Origin of the sequence: Alistipes sp. D31t1_170403_E11 (assembly GCF_015553985.1) — a bacterium.
Classification (GTDB): domain Bacteria; phylum Bacteroidota; class Bacteroidia; order Bacteroidales; family Rikenellaceae; genus Alistipes; species Alistipes montrealensis.
Genome location: NZ_JADNHQ010000001.1, coordinates 786,612 through 810,103, shown reverse-complemented (window position 1 = coordinate 810,103; position 23,492 = coordinate 786,612). Strand labels below are relative to the sequence as shown.

Genomic DNA, 23,492 nt, shown 5'->3' with positions numbered 1-23,492 from the left:
GATATATCAATACCGGTCGTTTAGTCCTTTGTCGGATTATATCAGATCGCCCGTACTGTTGCAATATTGGATGATCTCGAAATTATGTACGGCCCGCGCCGGAGCGGTGAAATAGTCGTTTTCGCCCGAAAGCCGGTAGACGCCCCGTCGTGCGTCGACGGCTTCGATACGCAGCGAGTCGTCTTTGTAGGAGCGCAGCGGATCGGCCCTGTGGAAGCGGAGCAACAAACCTCCCTGGGGCAGTGCCGTCGCAGTCCTGATTTTCCGGGGAACGGGGCCGTCCATATAGAGTTCGCTTTTGACGCTGTCCGCAATGTGGAACGAAATATGCCACGACCAGTCGTCATCGAGGTAATAATCACCGTTGTATTCGGCCAGATAGACCCAGTAACCGTTGAAATCGCCGATTGCTGGGTCGATGTATTCCGATTTTAGGGAGTCGGGAAGCTGATGCTCATAAAACTCGCGGTAATCCGGGCCGTCGAAATAAGACATGTAGACCGAATCGAGGTAGCTGCTCTCGAAGAACCGATGGGCGAAGCTGTAACGGTTGTGGGTGATAAACCGGTATTCGCGGTAGAGCTCCTTTCCTTCCGCCTTGTGGTAACGGGTTTCGATAACGGTTATCGAGTCGGCCGGGTTGAATTTGGACCATTCGGAGAAGAACAGTTTGCCGCCGAGCTGATGGCGTACCGTGTCCTCTGCCGTGGCGGCGCCGGTTTGCCGGGGCGCTGGTTGCGGGGTTTGCGCCGCTGGAGGTCCGGTTTGCGGTTTTGCCGTTGTTTTTCCCGGACGGGAACCGCAACTGCAGAGCAGAAACAAGAGTAGTATGGGAGCGTATCTCATGCGGTCGGGATTTTTTCTGTATTAATACTGGTGGTCGTCGCCGCGAATCTCCTCGCGGGTGATCGCTTGGTGGTTCATGGCCCGCCAGGCGTACCAGATGTAAGCCGCGACCAGCGGGACGAAGAGCGATACCCAGGCCATCGTCTTGAGCGTGAAGAGGCTCGATGAGGAGTTGTAGATCGTCAGCGACGACTGCATGTCCGTGAGCGAGGGGTAGTAGGCGGTGTTGTTCCATCCGGCCAGCAGCAGCAGCGACAGCACGGTGAGGACCGTGCCGACGCCCCCGAACCAGATGGCATGCCGGTTCGAGCGCCAGCCCAGCCAGACGCTCCACAGCACCGAGACCACGCCGATAAGCAGTACGGCCGTGACGTAGGGCATTTCCAGCAGGTTGTGAAGGTATTTGTAGGGTTCGACGGAGATTCGGCCCGCGGCGTCGACCGACCAACCGTCGGCGAGGATTAATGCGACGAGCCATGCTACGAAGCATGCTACGAAGAGCACGGCGAACGTGCGCATGCGGCGTGCGGCGCGCCGGAAAATTACTTCGTCGTCGATGTTGTTCATGAAATACTGGCAAGCGAGCGTCATGGCCAGCAGCACGACTGCTATGCCCAGCAGGACGTTGCGCCATTCGGCGACGGCTTCCAGCCCGTGCCACGGCGTCGCCCACTGCGAGATGACCGCCGCACCGCCCTGGTTGGCGAGGTTGAGGCGGTCGACGGTAAATTCCGCCCCTGTGAAGAAGGTTCCGACGGCGGTTCCGATCAGCAGCGGCCCCAGTACGCCGTTGATCAAAAGGAATGCATTGAAGGTCTTCTCGCCGAAAACATTGGCGGGTTTGCGGCGGTATTCGTAAGCCACGGCCTGCAGGACGAAGCAGAACAGGATGGCCATCCAGACGTAGAACGCCCCGCCGAACGACGTGGAGTAGAAGAGCGGGAACGAGGCGAAGAATGCGCCGCCGAATGTCACGAGCGTCGTGAAGGTGAACTCCCACTTGCGGCCCAGCGAGTTGACGAGCATGTTGCGTTCCTCCTCCGTGCGGCCGATGTTGTAGAGCAACGCCTGTCCGCCCTGCACGAACATCAGGAAAACCAGGATGGCTCCCAGCAGGGAGATGATCAGCCACCAATAATGTTGGAGTAATGTTATCGTATCCATGGTTTAGTCGTTTTTAGGTCCTATTTTGATCTGCCGGAACATGATGCTCAGTTCGGCGATGAGCAGTGCGGTGAACAGCACGAGGAAGAGGAAGAAGGTTGTGGAAACCGATCCGCTGGGGATTTTCGAGGCCGCGACGCCTACGGGCATCAGATCCTGGATGGCCCACGGCTGACGGCCGACTTCGGCCACGATCCAGCCTGCCTGCGAAGCGAGGTAGGCCAGCGGAATGGACCATACGGCGATCCACAGCAGCCAGCGTTTGCCGGAAAGCCGGTCTTTGCGGTTGAACCACCATATGAGGCCCAGCAGCAGGATGAAGAAACAGCCGGCGCCGACCATCACGCGGAACGAATAGAACAGCAGCGGCACGTTGGGCACGATCTGCTGCGGGGAGTCGAGGTAGCCGTAGCCGAAGTAGGCGAAATGATCGCGCAGGAACGCTTCGCCCTCGGGTGTCGAACGGTCGAACTTGGCTTCGATTTCGGCGATCGCCGCCGTATCGCCTGTCTCGCGGGCCGTCCGGTAACGGCCCAGTTCGTCGACGGCCACGCGCCCCCGTTCGATCTTCTCCCCGGCCGACAGGATGCCGTATTCTTCGTTGCCGTAGACCAGGTCGTTGATGCCCGGCACGAATGCGTCGGCGTCGCGGAAGCTCATCAGCGATAGCAGTTTGGGGATGTCGATCTTGAAATAGAAAGCGTCGTCGTTGTTGGTGCGCTGCTGCTCGGGGCGCAGAACCCCGACGGCGGTGAGCGGCGCGCCCTGCTGGCCCTCGTAGAGGGCTTCCATGGCCGCCAGTTTCATGGGCTGTACGCGGGCCACGATGGAGCCTGACTTGTCGCCCGTGAACGCCGTGACCAGTGCGAATACGAACCCGAAGGCCGAGGCGATGGCGATGCTTTTGCGGGCCATTTTCTGCTCGCGTCCCCGCAGCAGATACCAGGCCGAGACGCCCACGACGAACAGGGCAGCCAGTACGAATGACGAAGTGACGGTGTGGAAGAATTTGTTGACCGCGACGGGCGACAGCGCCACGGCCGAGAACGAGGTCATTTCGTTGCGCACGGTTTCGAGGTTGAAGTCGCAGCCCACGGGGTACTGCATCCACGAGTTGGCCACCAGAATCCACCAGGCCGAGAGGTTGGCGCCGACGGCCGTGAGCCATGTAGCCGTGAGGTGGAAACCCCGGCTCACCTTGCGCCAGCCGAAGAACATCACGGCGATGAAGGTCGATTCGAGGAAGAAGGCGAAGATGCCTTCGATGGCCAGCGGGGCGCCGAAAATGTCGCCCACGAAGTGGGAGTAGTTGGACCAGTTGGTTCCGAACTCGAATTCGAGGATCAGCCCCGTGGCGACGCCGATGGCGAAGTTGATGCCGAACAGGCGCATCCAGAATTTGGTCGTGCGCAGCCAGAATTGGTCGTTCGTGCGGACGTAGAGGGTCTCCATGATGGCGATCAGGACGCCCAGCCCGAGTGTCAGCGGGACGAACAGCCAGTGGTAGATAGCCGTCATGGCGAATTGCGCCCGCGACCAGTCGACGGTGGATAGGTAGTCGGAAATCATAAGGGTAGGTTAATTATCGGGGGTCAGGTTTTCCAGCACGTAGTCGGCCTTTTCGCCGGGGCTTTTGCCCGCGAGCAGGTCGGGGAAGAAGAAGACTTTCAGAACGGCGAACATGATGAAAAGTTTGATGAGGATGATGGCCCACAGGGTGCGTCCCACGGTCATTTCGCGGAATCCCTCGACGTAAAACCGGATCACTTTGCGGATCGTTTCCATCTTGCTGCGTTTTGGATGTTCTATCAAAGTTAAACAGAAAAAAGGAAATATGAAAGTCTCGGGCCCGAAAAAACACGCCGGGGGTATGATACGGCCGGAAACGGCTACCCGAAGGTGGAATTTTGCGGTTGCCGCGGTAAGGGTCTTGTGGCTTTTTGTTGCCGGAAAACACTGCAATACGACGGATGAAAACCGGGGTTTATCCTTTTTGCGGCCGAAAAGTCCGGGGAAAATTCGTACTTTTGTCCCCCGTAAAAGTCAATCGGGAAAAACGATGAAGGAAAATACCGAAAAACTGCCGTCGCCGTGGGTGTCGGCCATTCCGCTGGTGGTGCTGACGCTGCTTCTCTATGTGGTGATCCGGGCCTTCGGGGGCGATGCGATCAACGGCGGAAGCCAGATCGCCCTGCTGTCGGCCACGTCGGTCTGTGTGATGCTCGCAATCGGTGTTTACCGCTGCCGCTGGGCCGTACTGGAGGAGTCCATCATCGACAATATCCGCGCGTCGGCTTCGGCGATTGTCATCCTGCTGCTGATCGGCGCCATCGCGGGTACGTGGATGATTTCGGGCGTGGTTCCGACAATGATCTACTACGGATTGCAAATCCTCCATCCGTCGTTTTTCCTCGTGGCCTCGTGTGCGATCTGCGCCGTAGTGTCGCTGATGACCGGAAGTTCGTGGACCACCATCGCTACGATCGGCGTCGCCCTGATGGGCATCGGCGAGGCGATGGGATTCCCCGAAGGGTGGGTTGCCGGAGCCATCATTTCGGGGGCCTATTTCGGCGACAAACTTTCGCTGCTGTCCGATACCACGGTGCTGGCCTCGTCGACGGTCGGCGTCAGCGTGTTTACCCATATCCGCTATATGCTTTACACCACCGTGCCGTCGATGCTCATCGCCCTGGGAGTTTTTACCGTCGCGGGTTTGGCGCTCGACCACGGGGCCGCAACGCATGCCGAACAGTATGCTGCGACGCTCGCCGCGACGTTCCGCATCTCGCCGTGGCTTTTGCTGGTCCCGCTGGCCACGGGAATACTCATCGCGAAAAAACTGCCGGCCATCGTGACGTTGTTCTGCGCCGTGGTCTTTGCCTGCGCGGCGATGCTCGCGGCCCAGCCCGAAATGGTGGCCCGGGTGGCGGGTGTCGAGGGGCTGGACTTCATGTCGGGGTTCAAGGGGGTGCTGATGACCTGCTTCGGGCCGACGGCCATCCCGACGGGAACGCCGCAACTGGATGAACTGGTCGCTACGCGCGGCATGGCCGGGATGCTCAACACCGTGTGGCTGATTATTTGCGCCATGTGCTTCGGCGGGGTGATGACCGGCAGCGGCATGCTGCGTTCGCTGACGGTTATTTTCCTGCGGTTCGTGCGCCGCACCTTTTCGGCCGTGGCTTCCACGGTGGGCGCGGGAATCTTCTTCAACCTCTGCACCGCCGACCAGTATATCTCGATCATCCTTTCGGGGCGGCTTTTCAAGGAACTCTATGCCGAACGGGGGCTGGAGCCCCGGCTGCTGAGCCGTTCGGTGGAAGACTCGGCGACGGTCTGCTCGGTGCTCATCCCGTGGAACTCGTGCGGCATGACGCAGGCCACGGTGCTCGGGGTTTCGACCTTCGTTTATGCGCCCTATTGTATTTTTAATATCGTCTCCCCGCTGATGTCGCTGCTCGTCGCGGCTGTGGGGTGGAAAATAAAACGGAAAAAATGAATACCGAACTCGTCATCTTCGACCTCGACGGCACGCTGCTCGATACGATCGGGGACCTGGCTGTCGCATGCAACGCCGTGCTGGCCCTCAGGGGACTTCCGCAGCACTCCTACGAGGAATACTGTCATTTTGTCGGCAACGGCATCATGCGGCTGGTGGAACGGGCGCTGCCCGAACCGCTGCGCACGCCTGAAAACGTCGCGCTCGTGCGGGCCGATTTCGTAAAATACTACACGGAGCATATCGACACCTATACAAAACCCTATTCGGGAATTCCCGGACTGCTCGCCGAACTGGCACGGCGGGGCGTACGGATGGCCGTAGCGTCGAACAAGTTCCAGGCCGGAACCGAAAAGCTCGTCAGGCTGTTTTTCCCGGAGGTGGAGTTCGCGGCAGTCTTCGGCCAGCGGCCCGACGTGCCGCTGAAACCTTCGCCGGCAGTCGTCGAGGAAATTCTCGCGCTGACGGGCACGGCTAAAGAACGCGTGCTGTACGTCGGTGATTCGGGTGTGGATATCGAAACCGCGGCGGCTGCCGGAGTGCGCTCGGCAGGGGTGACGTGGGGTTTTCGCGACCGGGAGGAGCTCGTCGCAGCCGGGGCGCGGCATCTGGTCGACCGTCCTGACGAACTGTTGGAATTGCTATAAAATCCGGAAAAATTTGCAGAATCCGTTTTTGCGCCTTATATTTGTTCCCGAATGGTAACAAGTCGAAAAATAACAGCAGAGCGCGACCGGGAAGCGACCGAACGGCGTTTGGTCGATACGGTGGGCGAACTGGTCCGGGAGAACGGATTCGAGAAGATCGGGGTCAACGCGGTTGCCGCCCGGTCGGACGTTTCCAAGATTCTGGTGTATCGCTATTTCGGTTCGGTGGAGGGCTTGCTGGCGGCCTATATCCGGCGTTACGACCTGTGGCTGAATTTTCCGCAGGACCTTCCGGACCGCGGGGAGTTGCCGGAGTTCCTGAAGCGGACGTTCCGGGAGCAGATTGCGCGGCTCCGCGGGGATGCGACGCTGAAACGGTTGTACCGGTGGGAATTGTCGTCGGATAACGAGCTGATCGTGCGCCTGCGCGAACAGCGCGAGCAGGTCGGGCGGGAGTTGATCCGCCGGGTTTGCGTCGTGACGGGCCATCCGGAAGAGCAGATAGCCCCGCTGGCTTCACTGCTGTCGGCGTCGGTGACCTACCTGGTCTTGCTCGGGGAGTTCTGTCCCGTTTACAACGGCATTTCGTTGCAGGAAGATGCAGGTTGGGAGCGGATCGGACAGGGGATAGACCGGCTTGTCGATGCGATCCTGAAATCGTAGCCGTCGGTGCGGCTTTTTTTTGACGGAAATGTTACTTATTGGTAACATGTTATAAACGAATTAAAACGATGCGAAAAATGGGATTAGGATGGATTTTGCCTTTGGTGTTGTTCGCCGGGTGCGACAAGGAACTGGTCGGGTACGAGCAGGGAAGCCTGAAAGTGGTCGTCGAGCAGGGAGATGCGTGGCTGCACGACTATCCGCTGTTCATGGGGATGAAAAAGAAAAATGCGCCGCAGGTTGCGGTGTGGGTGGAAGACACGGCGGGCACTTATCTCGCGACGGTCTACGTGAGCCACAAGATCGCCACCCAGTCGTGGACCATGGCCGGGGGCAGCCGCCGTGCAGAGGCTTTGCCCCATTGGTGTCACGCCCGGGGTGTACGGTACGCCGACGGGCTTTACCTGCCGACGAAGGACAAGCCGCTGACCGACGGTATTTCGGGAGCTACGCCGCGCGGTTCGTTCGACCTGAAACTGTCGCCTGCCGAAGGGTTGACACATTTTGTGGTGAAGGTCGAGGTCAACCACTCGACCGATTTCAACGAGGCTTATCCTGCGTCGGCCCGGGAAGGCGACCCCGGCTATTCGGGCGGGAAAAACGGCAGCGGACAGCCTGCGCTGGTCTATGCCGCGGAGGTCGACCTGTCGTCGGGCGAACGGGAGTTCGAAGCCGTATTGTTGGGACACTGCAGTCCCGACGGCAGTTGCGGGGCGGTTTACGATGACCTTTCGGGACTGACGACGGCGCTCCGCATCGTGAAACGCATCACCGTCTGCATCCGATGAAAAGCGCTGTTTTCCTGCTGGCGGCGGTGCTTGCTGCCGTGACCGCCTCGGGACAGTCCGAGTCGCGCTTCGCTTACTCGACAGCCCTGGGTGTGGGCATTGCCCTGAACGAACCTGCTTCGACGCCCTTCGTGTGGCGTGCGGCGGGGTATTATAAAATAAGCGCCCGTTTTTGGACAGGCGCCGGAACGGGGATTTCCCGTTATGAGAAGACTTTGATTCCGCTCTACGCCGAAGCGCGGCTGCTGCTCCTGCGGCCCCGCCGCTTCACGCCCTATGCCGGGTGCGCCGCCGGATATGCTTTTGCTCTGCAGAAAGAGGCGAAGGGCGGTTTTTTGTTGAGTCCCGCCGTCGGTGTGCTGTATGCGTTGTGCGGCGGGCGGCGGATATTTGTCGCTGCGGGTTACGAATTGCAGAAGCTGGAACGGCTCCGCAGCTACGACGGGCCTTATTTCTCGGCACAGTTCGCTGAAAAGCTGAGTCACGGCTCGCTCCTGCTGCAAATCGGGTTTCAGTTCTGATCAGCAGTACTCTTTCACGTCCTGGGCCGTGATGCGCTCCCCGGAGAGGATGATCAGCCGCTCGATGACGTTTCTCAGTTCGCGGATATTGCCGCTCCACTGCATCCGTTGCAGGGCCGCCAGCGCGTCGGCATCGATCTGCTTCGGCGCGGAGTCGTATTCGGCCGCGATCGTGCGGATGAAGTGGTCGACGAGCGCCGGGATGTCCCCGGCGTGTTCGCGCAGCGGCGGAACCCGCACCACGATCACCGCCAGGCGGTGGTAGAGGTCCTCGCGGAAATTGCCTTTCTGGATCTCCTCGCGGAGGTTCTTGTTCGTGGCCGCCACCACCCGCACGTTGACTTCGATGTCCTTGTCGCTGCCCACGCGGCTGATGCGGCTCTCCTGCAGGGCCCGCAGGACTTTGGCCTGCGCCGCCAGCGACATGTCGCCGATTTCGTCCATGAAGAGCGTGCCGCCGTCGGCCTGCTCGAACTTGCCTTTGCGCTGTTTGACGGCCGAGGTGAAGGCTCCGCGCTCGTGGCCGAAGAGTTCGCTCTCGATCAGCTCCGAAGGGATGGCTGCACAGTTGACCTCGACGAACGGGGCCGCAGCACGGACGCTCTTGGCATGGAGCCAGCGGGCCACGAGCTCTTTGCCCGTGCCGTTTTCGCCCGTGATCAGCACGCGGGCCTCGCACGGGGCCACCTTGTCGATCAGCCGGCGGACATGTTCGATTTCGGGCGAGATGCCGATGATCTGTTCCGCCTGCGAGGGGTGTGCGCGGCGGCTGCGCCTTGCGGGAGCCTGTTGAGGGGCTGTCTGTGCGGGTGCGGGGTTGTCGATGGTACGGTGCAGCGATTGCAGCAGCCGGTTCATGTCGATGGGTTTGGTGAGGAAATCCTGCGCGCCGTTGCGTACGGCCTGGAGCGCGGTATCGATCGAGGTGTCGGACGAAAGCGCTATGAACGGTATGCCTGCGTCCGGGACTTTGCATTCCGTATCGGACAGGATCACGTCGAACGGAATCTTTTCACACAACACCGAGGCCGCAGCCTCGTTCTCGACGGCTTCCGTCGAAAAACCTTCATACTCCAACCGTTCGCGCAGAATGTTTCGCACACTTTTTGATTGGTCCAGAATTAAAACCTTTGCCATAGCTTGTTTTTCCTGAAATTTTACGTAATTTTGCCGGTGAAAAACACCGACTTAAGCAGGTGAAGCCTTGGTGAAGGCCGGAAGATTCCGGTTTATTCACACCCGGTTTTACACTGCCCGTGTCCCAAAGTTAGGGCATTCTGCGGTGTAAAACCAATTTCGGCTGGTCCGGTCACGAGGTGCGGAAAACCCGGAAAAACGTCTTGAACAGGTCTATCGCAATGGCCCTGCCGGAGGCTTCGGCGGACGAATTGCAACAGTGCGCCGGACCGCAAATACAATATGAAGAAGAATTATAATTACACACGACGCAAGTTGTACCTGCCCGAATACGGGCGCCATATCCAGGAGATGATCGACTCGCTGCTGGAGATCGAAGACCGCCGCGAGCGCAACCGTCAGGCCCGGGCCGTGATTGCCGTGATGGGCAACCTGAACCCCCTGCTGCGCGATACGGCCGACTTTACCCACAAACTCTGGGATCACCTCTTTATTATGTCTGATTTCCAGTTGGATGTGGACTCTCCCTATCCCCAGCCGTCGCGTCAGGAACTGACCGTTTCACCCCGCCGGATGCCCTATTCGCAGGGGCGTATCACCTATAAACATTACGGCAAATACGTCGAGCGGATGATTCATAATCTTGCCGGCGAACGCAATCCGCAGGCCGTTGCCCGGACGGTCGACAACCTGGCCCGCTACATGCGCACGAAGAGTTACGAATACAACCAGGAGCACCCCAACAACGAAGTGATCGTAAAAGACATCAAACGAATGTCCGGCGGCACTATCCAAATCGACGAAGTGGCCTTAAATAATCTCCGAAGCGACTATAAACAGCCCTTTTCGGCGCGTCCCCAGAAGGGCGCACAGCAGCACCGCCAGCCTCATCAGCAGCAGCGGCAGCAGAAAAACCGTAATCAGCAACCGTACCGCAATTTCACGAAAAACAACGGACAGCACCGTAATTCGTCGAAATAAATGGTGCGCATATGCGGAAAATCATTATCTTTACAAAGATAAACAGTACCCCGGGGCGCTCAAAATAAATTTGGCACTCCACCCGGTTTGTATTATCTTTGTTCTCCATTAACCGCGAAAACGATAGTAAATGAACAAGCAAACGCTTTTCGTAACGCTTACGACCGCTGCCCTGATGTGCGGCTGCCAGTCGTCGAAAGTGAGGATTTCGGGCCGCTTTGTCGGCGGCGACGCGAAAAATATCTATCTGGAGCAGGTTCTGCCGCTGACTCAGTCGGTCGTGGACTCGGCGGCATTGGCCGCGGACGGCAGTTACCGCATGGAACTTACGGGTGTAGCGAAAAATCCCTCCTTATATAATGTGATCTACGACGGTGAGCGTATCCCGCTGCTTATCGCCGGCGGCGACCGGGTGACGGTCAGTTCCGTGGGCAGCATTATCCGCAACTACACGGTGGAGGGTTCCGCCGAGTCGGAGTTGCTGCGCCAGTTCTACCAGGCTTTCGTCACCGGGGCCCAACAGTTGGAGAACATGGGCATGCAGTTTGCGCGCACGAACCTTTCGGAGGAGGAGCGTAAGACGCTGATCAAGGAGTACACGGCCGAATACTACCGCATCCGCCGCGAGCAGTTGCGGTTCATCATCGAGCACAAGTCGTCGCTGGCGGCGGTTTACGCCCTCTATCAGCGGCTTCCGGGCGATACATACCTCTTCAACGGTGACAGCGACGTGGTTTACTACCGTACCGTTGCCGAGGCTCTCGAAGAGACCTATCCCGAGTCGCCTTACCTGCAGTCGCTGCTGGCCGAGATCGCCCGTATGGACGCGCGCATCAGCCTCTCCTCGCAGATCACCGAAGCCCGCCATCCGGATATCGAGATGACCGATATTTACGGCAAGAAGATCAAACTCTCGTCGCTGGCCGGTAAGGTCGTGCTGCTGGACTTCTGGTCCGCGGAACTCGGGACGAGCAACGCGCTGAACGCAGACCTGAAGGAGGTGTATAAGAAATACACCGACGCCCCTGTCGGATTCGAGGTTTATCAGGTGGCTGTCGATACGTCGAAGCCCCTGTGGATCACGGCGGTGCAGGAGCAGCAACTGCCCTGGGTTTCGGTCAGCGACCTGCGCGGGCGCGCTTCCGTGGCGCTGGGTCTCTACAATGTACAGCGGCTTCCGGCGAACTTCCTGATCGACAAGGAGGGCACGATCGTGGCCAAGAACATCTACGGCAAGAGTCTCGAAGCAAAACTGGATGAACTGACCAAATAATGTATTATTTCGCATCCGACATACATTTGGGGGCGGGTGACGACAAGTCTGCGCGGGCGGTCGAACGGCGTTTCGTCGCATGGCTCGACGCTGCGGCCCGGGATGCGGAGGCGATTTTTCTGGTCGGGGATATCTTCGACTTCTGGTTCGAATACCGCCGCGTGGTCCCCAAGGGCTTCGTGCGGACGCTGGGCAAACTGGCCGAGCTGACCGACCGGGGTGTAAGGGTGGTCTTCTTCACGGGTAACCACGATATGTGGGTCGGCGACTACCTCACGCGCGAATGCGGGCTCGAAATCTATACTTCCCCGCAGGTCCTGATCCTTTCCGGTAAAAAAATCTTTATCGCCCACGGCGACAACATGAACATCGACGGCATGCCGATGCTCAAACTCCTGAACCGCATATTCCGTTCGCGGACGCTGAAATGGCTCTTTTCGTGGGGCGTACACCCCGACTGGGCGCTGCGCTTCGGCTCCTGGTGGAGCGGCAAATCGCGCAAAGGACACAACGCAGAGTCGGTCCGCGGAACCATGATGACCGAACCCTATACGGGGCCTTGCGGCGAGCCGCATACCGAGCCGCTGATCGCATATGCCCGCGAATACGCCGAGACGCACGAAGTCGATCACTTCGTCTTCGGGCACATGCATTTCCCGCGCGACTACCGCGACGGGCGGCTGCACGTGGTGAACCTCGGTTGCTGGGCCGAAAATCCCTCCTATGCGGTGCTCGACGGGACGGGGGAGCTGACGTTGAAAATGTATACGAGATAAAACCCGGCCGGGTGCTGTTTGGGGCGGTATTCAAACGACTTTCCCGGGGAACGGGGAATAACAAATAACGATCCTATCGATTTAGACCATGAAACAATACCTCGATTTGCTGCGCCGGATCAAGGAAGAAGGCGTCGTGCGGGGCGACCGCACCGGAACCGGGACCAAAGGGATTTTCGGTCACCAGATGCGCTTCGACCTGGGAGCCGGGTTCCCGCTGCTGACGACCAAGAAGGTTTTCCTCAAAGGCGTGATCCACGAACTGTTGTGGTTTTTGAAAGGGGAGACCAATATCAAATACCTCGTCGACAACGGCGTCCACATCTGGGACAACGACGCTTACCGTTATTACAACGAATTGTGTGTGTGCCACGGGGTGCTGCCCGTCGACCGGGAGACCTTCCTTTCGGCGGCGGGCGTCGAGTCGCCCGTCGAGGGTTACCGCTTCGGTGATCTGAACCACGTCTACGGTTACCAGTGGCGTTCGTGGCCCAGGCCCGACGGCGGTTTCGTCGATCAGATTGCCCAGGCGGTCGACCTGATCCGCCGTAATCCTGAATCGCGCCGCATCATCGTCTCGGCGTGGAACGTCGCCGAAATCGAAGAGATGGCCCTGCCGCCGTGTCATGTGCTGTTTCAGTTCTATGTGGCCGAAGGGCGGCTGTCGTGCCAGTTGTACCAGCGCAGCGCCGATACATTCCTCGGAGTGCCGTTCAACATCGCCTCCTACGCCCTGCTGACCGCAATGATGGCCCAGGTATGCGGTTTGCAGCCCGGCGAGTTCATCCATACGCTGGGCGACACGCACCTCTACCTGAATCACCTGGAGCAGGTCGACGAGCAGCTTGCACGCACGCCGCGTCCGCTGCCGCGGCTACGGTTGAATCCCGATGTGAAATCGGTTTTCGATTTCCGTTACGAAGATTTCACGCTCGAGGGCTACGACCCGTGGCCTGCGATCAAGGCCCCGATGTCATTTTAACATTCCGATAGATGAAGATTTCGATTCCGGCTGTTTTGCCCGAAAGCGTCGAAGCCCTTGTTTTCGATCTGGGAGGTGTCGTCCTCGATATTGATATTGAGCGTTCCCTCGCGGCGTTGAGCCGGTTGAGCGCTGCGACGATCGATGTGCAGGATATTGTGGCCGGCAAAGCGTCGGTTTTCTGCGATCTCGAACTGGGCTTGCTCGACTGGGCCGGATTTATCCGGGCGTTTCGCAGCGAGTATCCCGCCGCAGGGGCTGTCAGCGACGCTTCGGTACAGGACGCCTGGAACGCAATGCTGCTGCCCTTCGACGAGCGCCGTGTGGCGTTGATCCGGGAACTGGGGCGGTATCGTCCGGTCTACCTGCTGAGCAATACGAACCTGCCGCATCGCGTTTATTTTCGGGAGTTGTTCGGCAAGCAGTTCGGGGGACGGTTCGACGACCTGTTTGTGCGCTGCTTCTATTCGGACGAATTACACCTGCGTAAACCCGATCCCGAAATCTACCGTCACGTCGCCCGGGAGATCGGGCTGTCTGCCGGAAAACTTCTGTTTATCGACGACAACCAAGCCAACGTCTCTGCGGCCCGCAGCCAGGGATGGCAGGCATATTACCTGAGCTGCGGAGAACGCATTACGGACTTGTTCGAATTATGATCTCAATCATCGTTGCCGTTGCCGAGAACGGCGTTATCGGCAATAAGAATGCCCTGTTGTGGCATATTTCCGAGGACCTGAAGCATTTCAAGGCCACGACGACGGGCCATGCCGTGATTATGGGCCGGAAGACCTACGAATCGCTCGGACGTCCGCTTCCCAACCGAACGAATGTAGTGATTACGCGGCAGGCGGTCGAAATTGCGGGCTGCACGGTGGTGCATTCGCTGGAGGAGGCCGTGGCGCTGTTTCCGGCCGGCGAGGAGGTTTTCGTGATCGGCGGGGCGCAAATCTACGCCGAAGCTCTGCCGCTGGCCCGGCGGTTCTACCTGACGCGCGTTTTCCATGCCTATGAGGGCGATACGCGCTTCCCGGAGTGGGACGAACGGGAGTGGCGGCTCGTGGCCTCGGAATCGTTCCCCTGCGGCAAGGATTATCCCTGGCCCTTTGCTTTCGAGACCTGGGAGCGGCAGTAAGCATCCGGAGCCTCCCGTGCCGCTTGTTCCGGGGCTTGTTTCGGAACTTCCCTCCCCGGTTCCCGCCGTCGTGTGGGGCAAATTAGGTATTTATACTACTTCCCGGCTCGGCCGGATTCCCTACCTTTGCACTGCAAAGGTTTTTTTGTGCCTTCCGTTTCCGTCCTGTCCGCGGTCCGGCCGCGTGCGGCAAGCCTTTCCCTGCGAGGGCAAGGGGCGACGATATGGAACGGCCGGTGCGGAAAACCTCAAAAAAAATGAATCTATGACTACCAAGTATTTCGATATGCTCATGGAGGATGTGCGGATGAAGGAGGGCCTTCAATCGTGCATGAACTGCGGTGTCTGTACGGGTGTCTGCCCGGCGGCCGAGTTCTATAATTACGACCCCCGGCAGATCGTCTCGATTGTCCAGACGCGCGACGACGAGGCCATCGAAGAGCTGCTCAAGAGCGATACGATCTGGTATTGCGGCGAGTGTATGTCGTGCCGTCCGCGCTGCCCGCGGGGCAATACACCGGGTTATGTGATCCAGGCGCTGCGCACGTTGTCGCAGAAACTCGGGTTTTTCGTCGAGAGCGAGAAGGGCCGTCAACAGTTGGCGCTGAAGCGCATCATCGGCGAGAATATCCTCCGCACGGGTTACTGCATCGTGCCGCGGCTCGTCAAGCCTGAACTGCACCCCGAGCAGGGAACCGTCTGGCAGTGGATTTACGACAACGACAAGGAGATTTACGGCCAGTTCACGCCCGTTTACATGCGCCACGGCGCCGGGGCCCTGCGCCGCCTGGACGAGCAGTCGCTCTCGGAAATCAACGAGATATTCAAGGTCAGCGGCGGCAGCGAGATGTTCGACACGATCGAACAGCACTCCGACCGCAAGGCCCGCGAACTGGGTTACGAAGAGGGAGCCGACCAGAAGTACATGATGGATGTCTTCCTCAGTAACAGTAACGAGCATTACTAAAAGATGACTATGAAGCGAAAAAGTTGGCAGGATTACCAGAAGGAGATCGCCGACGACCACTATTATTATGCGCGAAGCTGTATCCGGCAGAATTTTTTCCCGGGCAGCGAGAAGTTGTTTATCGACATGCTGCGCAACGACCTGGGCAAGGACCTGACGGACGATCCGCTGCACTCCTCGTGCACGGGCATCGGTTACCATTCGGACATCGTGCCGCTGGAGACCATCATGACCGTCGTGGCGCGCCAGTTCGCGCTGATGACCGAAGCGGGGTATGAAAACCTCGTGTCGTCGTGCATCACCTCGTTCGGCGTCTATTCGGAAATTCTGGCCACGTGGCACGAGTTTCCCGAGACGGAAGAGAAGGCGCGTGAGAACCTCTATAAAGCTACCAAACGCGAGTTCAGGAAACCGGCCAGCCTGGCCCATACCTCCGACATCGTGTTCCATTTCCGGGAGGAGATCGCAGCGAAAGCCAAAAAACGGCTGGTCAACGCAGCGACGGGCGAGCCGCTGAAGGTCGTCGAGCACATCGGCTGCCACTATGCCAAGATATTCCCGAAATCGGGTATCGGAGGCTCGGAATTTCCCTATGTATTGGCCGGCATGGTCGAGTCGTGGGGCGGCGAGTGCGTCGACTATCCCGAACGCCGGCATTGCTGCGGATTCGGTTTCCGCAACTACCTCGTGCAGGCCAACCGCGGTTATTCGATCGCCAACTCGCACAAGAAACTGGAGAGCATGGCCCCTTATAAGCCCGATTTCATCGTGGCCAACTGCCCGGGCTGTGCGATGTTCCTCGACAAGTGGCAGTATACCATCGCCGAGATGGAGGGTACGACCTACGGCCAGAACGGCCACGGAATCCCGGTGCTCACCTATGAGGAGATGGCCGGGCTGGTGCTGGGCTACGATCCCTGGGAACTGGGTATGCAGATGCACCAGGTCGATGTGGAGCCCCTGCTCGACAAAATGGGCGTCGAATACGACCCCGCGGCCAAATACCTCGGCCGCAATGGAAAATATATCGGAAAACCTGCGTCGGCGGTCGTCAACTGCTGCCCGACGGATACCATTTACGACATCAGAGAGTAATGAAGAAGAAGGTTATAATCATAGGCGGCGGCGTTGCAGGCATGCAGACGGCCCTGCGCCTCGCGGACCAGGGCGTCGAGCCCGTCATCATCGAGAAGGAGGCCGAACTGGGCGGCAAACTCCGGGGCTGGCACGTGCTGTTCCCGTCGTTTACGCCCGCACAGGAGGTGCTGACCGAACTGCGCCGCAGGATCAACGAGAGCGGTATCGAGGTCCTGACCTCGACGGAAGTCAAAGGGTTTTCGAAAAACTCCGTGACGCTCGCCGATGGCCGGACGCTGCCGTGCGACTCGGTGGTCGTGGCCAGCGGATTCACGCTTTTCGACGCCTCGGTCAAGGAGGAGTACGGTTACGGCATCTACGACAACGTCTTCACGACGGTCGATATCGAGCGGATGCTCAACGAGGGCCGCGTGGCCAAATCCGACGGTTCGCGTCCCAAACGGATTGCTTTCCTTCATTGTGTGGGTTCGCGCGACGAGAAGGTCTGCCAGCAGCACTGCTCGAAGGTGTGCTGCATCACGGGCGTGAAGCAGGCGATGGAGATGAAGCAGCTCTTTCCCGAGGCCGACGTTTTCAACTTTTACATGGACATCCGCATGTTCGGTCCCGGTTACGAGGAGATGTACCGCGAAGCGCAGCAGAAGTATAACATCCACTTCCTGCGCGGGCGAATTTCCGAGGCCAGTCCGATGATCGACGGACGGGTGCAGATCAAGGCCGAGGATACGCTGACGGGCCGTCCCCTGCGCATGAGCGTCGATATGCTGATTCTGATCGTGGGCATGCGCGCCAACGACGACAACGAGGCGTTTGCCGAAGGGGCCGGGCTTAAGCGCGCCGCGAGCGGTTTCATGGCCCCGCGTGATATGTTCCTGGGCAATGTGAAGAGCAATGTCGACGGTATTTTCTATGCCGGAACCATCTCCGCGCCCAAGAATATCGGCGAATCGCTGAATGAGGGGATCGTTGCGGCTGACGCTGCGGCCAAATACGTGGGGGCATAGTATGGCGGCAATCAATTTCGGATATACCATCTCGAAGCCCCGGGCCATCGACATCGACCGCAACAATCTGCGCAAGAGCGACGAGATTCTGCACGAGATGCCCGAGTTGCAGGCCTGCATCGGATGCGGGGCCTGTACGGCGGTCTGTACGGCGGGCAACCTCACGGAGTTCAACTTCCGCAAGGTGCACACGCTGGTGCGCCGCGGCGAATACCAGGGGGCCTACGAAGAGATGAACAAGTGCATGCTGTGCGGCAAATGCCGGCTGGTTTGCCCGCGCGGCATCAATACGCGCGGCGTGGTAATGCTTATCAAACGTAAACTGGGGGATTTCTGACGATGACTTTCTACGCACCATTCTGCATACCGTTCATAATCGGCGCCGCGGTGATGTTCGCCATCCTGGCGTGGAAGTGGGGTTCGTGGCTGTACCGCCTGCCCCGCGCCGATAAGAAACGCATCCTGTTCGGGCTGCCGACGCGCCGCACCTTTGCGGCGGCGTGGGAGGTGGTGAGCGAATCGCTGCTCCACCGCCGCATCTTCAAGGTCAATCCGCTGCTGGGCTACATGCACATGTCGCTGGCCTTCGGTTGGTTCCTGCTGATTGCCGTGGGGTGGATCGAGACCATATCTTATCTCGGTTTCCGTTATGTGCCGTTGCAGGGGCACGTCTTTTTCAAGTATTTCGCTACGGGCCTGGAGCACAAACCCTTCTTCGATTTCGTGATGGACCTGCTGCTGCTGCTTGTCCTTTCGGGTGTGGCGCTGGCCTGGGGAAAGCGTTTCTACTCCCGGGCAATGGGTATGCGCCGCACGACGAAACATGTCCTGGGCGACAGGGTGGCTCTTTCGGCGCTGTGGTTCATATTTCCGGCGCGTCTGGTGGCTGAAAGCGCCACGTGCGCGCTCTACGGCGGCGGCGGATTCCTCACCGGAAGCCTCGGTTCATGGATGGCCGGGCATATCGGCGTGATGCCGCTGATGAACCTCGAAGCCGTGGCATGGTGGTTCTACTCGTCGTGTCTCGGGGTGTTCTTCGTGGCGCTGCCGTTCTCGCGTTACATGCATATTTTTACGGAGATACCCCTTATTTTCCTGCGCCATTACAAATTGCGCTCGGGTGAGAAGGAGTCTTCTTACGATAATTTCCAGGTCGAGGCCTGCTCGCGCTGCGGCATCTGCATCGACCCTTGCCAGTTGCAAAGCGTGCTTGGGATCAACGACGTGCAGTCGGTTTACTTCCTGCGCGACCGCCGCTACAACATGCTGCGCCTCCAGACGGCCGATAATTGCCTGATGTGCGGCCGCTGCGCCGAGAAATGCCCCGTCGACATCGACCTCAATACGCTCCGTATCAATTCGCGCGACAAGATGCGCAATGTCCCCGACGAACGCCGCTACGGCTATTTCAAGGGACTGGACCGTTCGCAGGGCGAAGGCAAGGTGGGGTACTTTGCAGGCTGCATGACCCTGCTGACCCCGCGTACGATGTCGGCGATGTCCACGATCTTCGAGGCTGCGGGCGAGGAGGTCTGGTGGGCCGACCGCGAAGGCGGTGTCTGCTGCGGCCGGCCGCTGAAACTTGCGGGCGAGACCGATTCGGCGCGCAAAATGATGAAATACAATGCCGAACTGTTCCGTAAGCACGGCATTACGACGCTCGTGACCTCGTGTCCGATCTGCCTCAAGGTTTTCCGCGAGGATTACGACCTGCCGGGTATCGAGGTCCTGCACCATTCGGAATACATCCTGCGGCTGATTCGCGCCGGGCGTCTTGCGCTGACGCACGGCACTACGCGTTTTACCTATCACGACCCTTGCGAACTGGGACGCGGCAGCGGCATCTACGACGAACCGCGTGCGGTGATCGAAGCCGTGGGTGAGTTGCTGGAACCCGCTTCGACGCGTGAGAACGCCCTTTGCTGCGGGTCCTCGGTGGCTAATACGGCTATTTCCGACGGCCAGCAGGTGCGGATTGCGCAGTCGGTTGCCGCGGAACTCGACGCTACGGGCGCCGAGGTGATCGTTACGGCCTGCCCGCTCTGCAAGAAGGCCATCGGCCGCGGCACGAAGGGTGAAATCCGTGACCTGGCGGAGATCGTCGCATCTAATATCTGCTGATTATGGGATGCTACAAGTATGGAAACTGCAACCTGAAGCGGACGGTCAATCTGGTTCGCTACGGAATACCGGCTTCATGGGCGGTATATTTGGCGGTCGATTATGTATATGCCGATTCCGATCGCAGTATCTTCCGTTTTTTCTCGCCGGAGATGCGCCCCTATTTGTTTGTGGTTTTCTGCGTAGTGGTTGCCGGTTTTGCCTATGCGGCATCCCGGAGGATGCTCGGCGGGCCGAAAATCGAGGGCGACATCCGGATCGAAGCAGGCCGGTTGCAGATGACCGTGCAGCGCGGAAACCGGATGGAGCCGGTCGAGTTGGATATCCGGGAGGTTACGTTCGTTGAAAATGACGATGAACGGATGCTTGTCTCCTCGCCGGGAGGTGAATATATTTTCAATAGCAACGGATTCGTTTCCGGGGACGATTATCAGAAGTTCCGGATGGAAATGACGTGCGAGAAATATAAAAAATAATTTTTTTTGCGGCTGACAGCGAGACGGATAGGGTATGTTCGACAGGGTCCGGACCAGAAATATTTGCATAATCCGGATTTTTGCCTTATCTTTGCACACGCAAAAGCGATAGATCCTAATCTGAAGACATATCGCGGGATGGAGCAGTTGGCAGCTCGTCGGGCTCATAACCCGAAGGTCGGAGGTTCGAGTCCTCCTCCCGCTACCAAAACGGACAATTCGAAAGAATTATCCGTTTTTTTGGAGCTATCTGGTCTTGAATCGCTCTATTTTGGTTGCTTTCCGGTCAAAGTATTTACGAATGTACTTTAGGTATTCATTGCTCAATGAATCGGCTTGGTTTTGCGCCGCAATATGGAGTAGAAGATAGCATAACGAAGCTTGATTCTCATTGGGTGTATTAAACTCCCCGCTCAAAAGGGTTCCGTCGCTATAAATTCCTGTTATCCGGATGGACATTCCGTCTTCAATTTGGGGCATGTTGTCTTCAAAGTCTTCGGGCGAAAGAATCAAAGAGTCACGAATGAAGGCTGCCGAAGCAGAATCGGCCTTGCAATAAAGACTTTGCGGTCTATAATCGTAATCCCTGATTGAGTTCTCGGCAATTATTTCCTCTTTGTTATACGATTTGTGCAGGATGCTTATATTCTGAAAAATAATATCGGAATTCCGGGCATCCCAAATCAAAATGGACGGTGAACTGAAACAGGGCATGAACTGGAGAACGATCTGCTCCAGTCGTGAGACTTGTGCGGACTCTGTATTTTCTGTTGGATGGCGTTGCTGCCCGCATGAAGTCAGAAGGTACAGTGTTGCTGCGATGAATAGGGCTTTTTTCATATTGGTGGGATTCCTAATTCATAGAACAATCGGGCCACTTTTTGAAATTGGTTATATGTTTTTGCTTTTCCTGTTGCCGCATTGTTTCTCGAAAGGCCGATTTAGGATGATTCTGTGTATTCGAGAATCATTTCGAGGACGTTGAGTGCAATGATCCAGAGACCCACCCCCGATAACAGGAGCAGCCAACGCTGCCGGTATTTCAATTTGTAGTTTCCGGCTTTCAGTTCGGACAGGGATGCTCCGTAGATGGATCTCCCGATTAGGATAAGCGGTCCGAGCAGGAGGATGAACAATTTTTCATGTAGCTTATATTGTTCGGTGGCATTTTGTTCCAGCCATTTTGCCTGTTCGGCTTCGTATTGTCGGGATTCTTCAGCCCATTTGGCTAGCAGGGCCGATTCTTCTTCCTTGGATACGCCCCGGCGGTCGAGTTCTTTGCGCGACTGGTCGATTATCTCCTGTTGCCAGTATTCGGTCGTCGAATTGGCAATTCCTATAAGTTCTTCATTGCTGCGCTCTTCGACCGGCGGTTGGAATTTCATCGGATGCTTTGTGTAGTTGACATTTCAAAAATAGCGGATTTCTCCATAATCCGGTTCTAAAAAACAGATTATATTTCGTCGAAGATTTGAATTTCTGATTTTTATTGACCAGGCGGAGAATTCGGGGTATGAAATAACTAATATCCTTGCGCCCGTATCACCTGCCGGAACAAGGATTTCACGACGATGTTGTGGAACGGACGGATCAGGGTGAAGTAGGCGACCCCCAGTTTGTTGTGATACCGGACCAGGGTACTCAGGCTGATGCAGCGGTCTTCGATATGGACCGAAAACCAGGCTTTGAGGTGTTTGTCGTCGAGGGCGATGACTGTTTCGTGGGGTGTTTTCCCGACGACGGACATAAAGCGGTAACTTCCGCCGCTCCTGATGGCCGACTTTAATTCTTCGGAATCTCCGTCGTCTCCGGTTTTTAGGCCGAAGGGCCTGACCAGCAGGTCCCGGATTTTGAAGAGCAGTCGCAGCCAACCGGGTTTCGTTGTCCAGAATGCGCCCATCAGGTCGTCGGGGCTGGCCGTTATCGGTTCCGGAAGGCAGGTGCGGAAACAGTCGCTGTAATTCACATCCCGGTATTGTGCGAGAATGGAGTCTGCGGGGAACGTTGATTTTTCGATTTTCATGGGTTGCGTCGGATTTGTATAAAGATAGTGAAATTTTGCCGGCGGACAAATTGTTGCCGGGAGAACTGGCAGGAACAGCCTGTAAAAGGTCTGATAAAATTGCATGCTGCGGCGCACTATTTGCAGCAAAGGGGTTTGAAATGCATAATACGAAGCATATGAAAGAGGACAAAAACACTGTTTGTGACCCTTGTGAGCAGAATTTCGAACGTAACATCGACGAACTGGTCAGCGAGGGCAAGGCTCCTACGGCCAAAGAGCGCCAGCAAAAGGAGCGGGAGATCGAATCGGCATTTGCCGGAACCGGGAAGGAGAAGTAATCCGCTCCTTTCGGGCATGTATGTACCGGACGCCTGCACAATGAATGTGCAGGCGTTTCGTTTATGCTGTGCATCGTAATGAGAGGATGCTCCGGGATTTTTCTGTTATTTCCGGAAAATGATTATCTTTACGCGGTTAAATGAGAGGCTATTATGGTTAAAAAAAATATTCTGGGGACCATCGGTACAACCCCGATGGTACGGATCAATCGGCTGTGCCCCAATCCGAAAGTTAAAATCTTTGCCAAACTCGAAGGCTTCAATCCTACGGGGAGCATCAAGGATCGCATTGCGCTCCGGATGATCGAAGCTGCCGAGCAGGATGGCCGCCTGACGCCCGGGAAGACCATCATCGAACCCACGTCGGGCAATACGGGCATCGGCCTGGCCATCGTGGGGATCGTCAAGGGTTATCCCGTGGAGATCGTGATGAGCGAGGCGGTGTCGATCGAACGGCGGAAGATTATCCGCTCCTACGGGGCGAAGGTGATCCTGACGCCTGCCGAGGAGGGGACCGACGGGGCAATACGTCTTGCGCGGAAGAAGGTGGCCGACGATCCCGACAACTATTTCATGCCCGACCAGTTTGCCAATGCCAGCAACTATCTGGCGCACTACCAGTCGACGGCACTGGAAATCTGGCAGCAGACGGGCGGTCATATCGATTACCTCGTGTGTGCCATCGGAACGTCGGGAACGCTGATGGGCCTTTCGCGCTTCCTCAAAGTGATGAAGCCCGACATCAAGGTCGTCTGCGCACAGCCGATCCGCGGCCACTACATCCAGGGACTCAAGAATATGGAGGAAGCCATCGTGCCCGATATCTACGATTCCTCGCAGATCGACGTGCAGGAGATGATCGAGAGCGAGGAGGCGATTGCCATGGCTCGGGAGATTATTAAGAAGGAGGCGATTTTCGCTGGCATGAGCAGCGGTGCTGCGATGTTGGCCGCCGTGCGTACGGCGCAGAAAATCGAGCAGGGCAACATCGTGGTAGTCTTCCCCGACCGGGCTGAAAAATACCTCAGCACGCGGATGTTCGACGAGTTTTCGGACTGATTCTGCCGGAAT

The 23,492-nt window shown here is 57.7% G+C and carries 27 protein-coding genes and 1 tRNA gene; 19 read left to right on the top strand and 9 right to left on the bottom strand.

Annotated features, from left to right (window positions below; all coding sequences use genetic code 11):
• Nucleotides 1–36: 36 nt before the first annotated feature.
• From I2E69_RS03170 to I2E69_RS03155, 4 genes are read right to left on the bottom strand one after another with little or no spacing between them, the layout of a single operon-like run.
• On the bottom strand, nt 37–846 hold the full coding sequence (locus I2E69_RS03170) for a hypothetical protein (RefSeq protein WP_195458692.1): 810 nt from the start codon (nt 844–846) through the stop codon (nt 37–39).
• Nucleotides 847–867: 21 nt separating this feature from the next.
• On the bottom strand, nt 868–2,010 hold the full coding sequence (locus tag I2E69_RS03165) for a cytochrome d ubiquinol oxidase subunit II (RefSeq protein WP_195458691.1): 1,143 nt from the start codon (nt 2,008–2,010) through the stop codon (nt 868–870).
• A 3-nt stretch (nt 2,011–2,013) separates the two neighbouring features.
• Entirely contained in the window at nt 2,014–3,579 is a 1,566-nt protein-coding gene (locus I2E69_RS03160) for a cytochrome ubiquinol oxidase subunit I (RefSeq protein ID WP_195458690.1), read from the bottom strand.
• A 9-nt stretch (nt 3,580–3,588) separates the two neighbouring features.
• Nucleotides 3,589–3,795, bottom strand: a complete 207-nt coding sequence (locus I2E69_RS03155) for a DUF4492 domain-containing protein (RefSeq protein ID WP_195458689.1) — start codon at nt 3,793–3,795, stop codon at nt 3,589–3,591.
• 274 nt (nt 3,796–4,069) lie between these two features.
• Here I2E69_RS03155 and I2E69_RS03150 point away from each other — a divergent pair, with 274 nt between their 5' ends.
• The 5 genes from I2E69_RS03150 (at nt 4,070) to I2E69_RS03130 (ending at nt 8,128) form a co-directional block, all read left to right on the top strand.
• On the top strand, nt 4,070–5,509 hold the full coding sequence (locus tag I2E69_RS03150; protein ID WP_195458688.1) for a Na+/H+ antiporter NhaC family protein: 1,440 nt from the start codon (nt 4,070–4,072) through the stop codon (nt 5,507–5,509).
• On the top strand, nt 5,506–6,156 hold the full coding sequence (locus I2E69_RS03145; RefSeq protein WP_195458687.1) for an HAD family hydrolase: 651 nt from the start codon (nt 5,506–5,508) through the stop codon (nt 6,154–6,156). Before I2E69_RS03150 ends, I2E69_RS03145 begins: the two co-directional genes overlap by 4 nt.
• Before the next feature lie 51 nt (nt 6,157–6,207).
• The gene (locus I2E69_RS03140) at nt 6,208–6,819 is read left to right on the top strand and encodes a TetR/AcrR family transcriptional regulator (protein WP_195458686.1); all 612 of its coding nucleotides are present in this window, start codon (nt 6,208–6,210) and stop codon (nt 6,817–6,819) included.
• Between the two features lie 68 nt (nt 6,820–6,887).
• A complete protein-coding gene (locus I2E69_RS03135) occupies nt 6,888–7,607 on the top strand; it encodes a hypothetical protein (RefSeq protein WP_195458685.1) in 720 nt (239 codons plus the stop codon).
• The gene (locus tag I2E69_RS03130) at nt 7,604–8,128 is read left to right on the top strand and encodes a hypothetical protein (RefSeq protein ID WP_195458684.1); all 525 of its coding nucleotides are present in this window, start codon (nt 7,604–7,606) and stop codon (nt 8,126–8,128) included. Before I2E69_RS03135 ends, I2E69_RS03130 begins: the two co-directional genes overlap by 4 nt.
• Here the strand turns inward: I2E69_RS03130 and I2E69_RS03125 are convergent, their stop codons facing one another.
• Nucleotides 8,129–9,265, bottom strand: coding sequence for a sigma-54-dependent transcriptional regulator (locus tag I2E69_RS03125; RefSeq protein WP_195458683.1), 1,137 nt, complete (start codon nt 9,263–9,265; stop codon nt 8,129–8,131). It abuts the gene before it with no gap.
• A 282-nt stretch (nt 9,266–9,547) separates the two neighbouring features.
• On the opposite strand from I2E69_RS03125, the gene I2E69_RS03120 reads away from it, so the two are divergent.
• The 11 genes from I2E69_RS03120 to I2E69_RS03070 all read left to right on the top strand — a co-directional run bounded on the left by I2E69_RS03120 (nt 9,548) and on the right by I2E69_RS03070 (nt 19,602).
• Nucleotides 9,548–10,246 (top strand): DUF4290 domain-containing protein, encoded by a 699-nt coding sequence (locus I2E69_RS03120; protein WP_195458682.1) that lies wholly within the window; start codon nt 9,548–9,550, stop codon nt 10,244–10,246.
• A 130-nt stretch (nt 10,247–10,376) separates the two neighbouring features.
• Nucleotides 10,377–11,519, top strand: a complete 1,143-nt coding sequence (locus I2E69_RS03115; RefSeq protein WP_195458681.1) for a TlpA disulfide reductase family protein — start codon at nt 10,377–10,379, stop codon at nt 11,517–11,519.
• Nucleotides 11,519–12,295, top strand: a complete 777-nt coding sequence (locus tag I2E69_RS03110) for a UDP-2,3-diacylglucosamine diphosphatase (protein WP_195458680.1) — start codon at nt 11,519–11,521, stop codon at nt 12,293–12,295. Before I2E69_RS03115 ends, I2E69_RS03110 begins: the two co-directional genes overlap by 1 nt.
• An 88-nt stretch (nt 12,296–12,383) precedes the next feature.
• Nucleotides 12,384–13,277: a thymidylate synthase gene (thyA, locus tag I2E69_RS03105; protein ID WP_195458679.1), complete on the top strand. Its 894-nt coding sequence runs from the start codon at nt 12,384–12,386 to the stop codon at nt 13,275–13,277.
• An 11-nt stretch (nt 13,278–13,288) separates the two neighbouring features.
• Entirely contained in the window at nt 13,289–13,936 is a 648-nt protein-coding gene (locus I2E69_RS03100; RefSeq protein ID WP_195458678.1) for an HAD family hydrolase, read from the top strand.
• Nucleotides 13,933–14,412, top strand: coding sequence for a dihydrofolate reductase (locus I2E69_RS03095; protein ID WP_195458677.1), 480 nt, complete (start codon nt 13,933–13,935; stop codon nt 14,410–14,412). Before I2E69_RS03100 ends, I2E69_RS03095 begins: the two co-directional genes overlap by 4 nt.
• Nucleotides 14,413–14,677: 265 nt before the next feature.
• A complete protein-coding gene (locus tag I2E69_RS03090; RefSeq protein ID WP_195458676.1) occupies nt 14,678–15,379 on the top strand; it encodes a 4Fe-4S dicluster domain-containing protein in 702 nt (233 codons plus the stop codon).
• 3 nt (nt 15,380–15,382) lie between these two features.
• Nucleotides 15,383–16,474, top strand: coding sequence for a CoB--CoM heterodisulfide reductase iron-sulfur subunit B family protein (locus tag I2E69_RS03085; protein ID WP_195458675.1), 1,092 nt, complete (start codon nt 15,383–15,385; stop codon nt 16,472–16,474).
• The gene (locus I2E69_RS03080) at nt 16,474–17,481 is read left to right on the top strand and encodes an NAD(P)-binding protein (protein WP_195458674.1); all 1,008 of its coding nucleotides are present in this window, start codon (nt 16,474–16,476) and stop codon (nt 17,479–17,481) included. Before I2E69_RS03085 ends, I2E69_RS03080 begins: the two co-directional genes overlap by 1 nt.
• A gap of 1 nt (nt 17,482) precedes the next feature.
• Entirely contained in the window at nt 17,483–17,818 is a 336-nt protein-coding gene (locus I2E69_RS03075; RefSeq protein WP_009596497.1) for a 4Fe-4S dicluster domain-containing protein, read from the top strand.
• Nucleotides 17,819–17,820: 2 nt separating this feature from the next.
• On the top strand, nt 17,821–19,602 hold the full coding sequence (locus I2E69_RS03070) for a (Fe-S)-binding protein (RefSeq protein ID WP_195458673.1): 1,782 nt from the start codon (nt 17,821–17,823) through the stop codon (nt 19,600–19,602).
• A 74-nt stretch (nt 19,603–19,676) separates the two neighbouring features.
• Here I2E69_RS03070 and I2E69_RS03065 read toward each other — a convergent pair whose 3' ends face one another.
• Nucleotides 19,677–20,147 (bottom strand): hypothetical protein, encoded by a 471-nt coding sequence (locus tag I2E69_RS03065; protein ID WP_195458672.1) that lies wholly within the window; start codon nt 20,145–20,147, stop codon nt 19,677–19,679.
• A gap of 63 nt (nt 20,148–20,210) precedes the next feature.
• Between I2E69_RS03065 and I2E69_RS03060 the strand changes: the two genes are divergently transcribed.
• A tRNA-Met gene (locus tag I2E69_RS03060) sits at nt 20,211–20,286 on the top strand.
• Between the two features lie 38 nt (nt 20,287–20,324).
• Here the strand turns inward: I2E69_RS03060 and I2E69_RS03055 are convergent.
• From I2E69_RS03055 to I2E69_RS03045, 3 genes are all read right to left on the bottom strand, one after another.
• Nucleotides 20,325–20,918: a hypothetical protein gene (locus I2E69_RS03055; RefSeq protein WP_195458671.1), complete on the bottom strand. Its 594-nt coding sequence runs from the start codon at nt 20,916–20,918 to the stop codon at nt 20,325–20,327.
• A gap of 101 nt (nt 20,919–21,019) precedes the next feature.
• Nucleotides 21,020–21,463, bottom strand: a complete 444-nt coding sequence (locus I2E69_RS03050; protein WP_195458670.1) for a hypothetical protein — start codon at nt 21,461–21,463, stop codon at nt 21,020–21,022.
• Nucleotides 21,464–21,600: 137 nt separating this feature from the next.
• A complete protein-coding gene (locus I2E69_RS03045; protein WP_195458669.1) occupies nt 21,601–22,101 on the bottom strand; it encodes a DUF2867 domain-containing protein in 501 nt (166 codons plus the stop codon).
• A 158-nt stretch (nt 22,102–22,259) separates the two neighbouring features.
• Here I2E69_RS03045 and I2E69_RS03040 point away from each other — a divergent pair, with 158 nt between their 5' ends.
• Complete coding sequence (locus tag I2E69_RS03040) at nt 22,260–22,421, top strand: hypothetical protein (protein WP_195458668.1); 162 nt, start codon at nt 22,260–22,262, stop codon at nt 22,419–22,421.
• Nucleotides 22,422–22,574: 153 nt separating this feature from the next.
• A complete protein-coding gene (locus I2E69_RS03035) occupies nt 22,575–23,480 on the top strand; it encodes a PLP-dependent cysteine synthase family protein (protein ID WP_195458667.1) in 906 nt (301 codons plus the stop codon).
• The last annotated feature ends 12 nt before the right edge of the window (nt 23,481–23,492 follow it).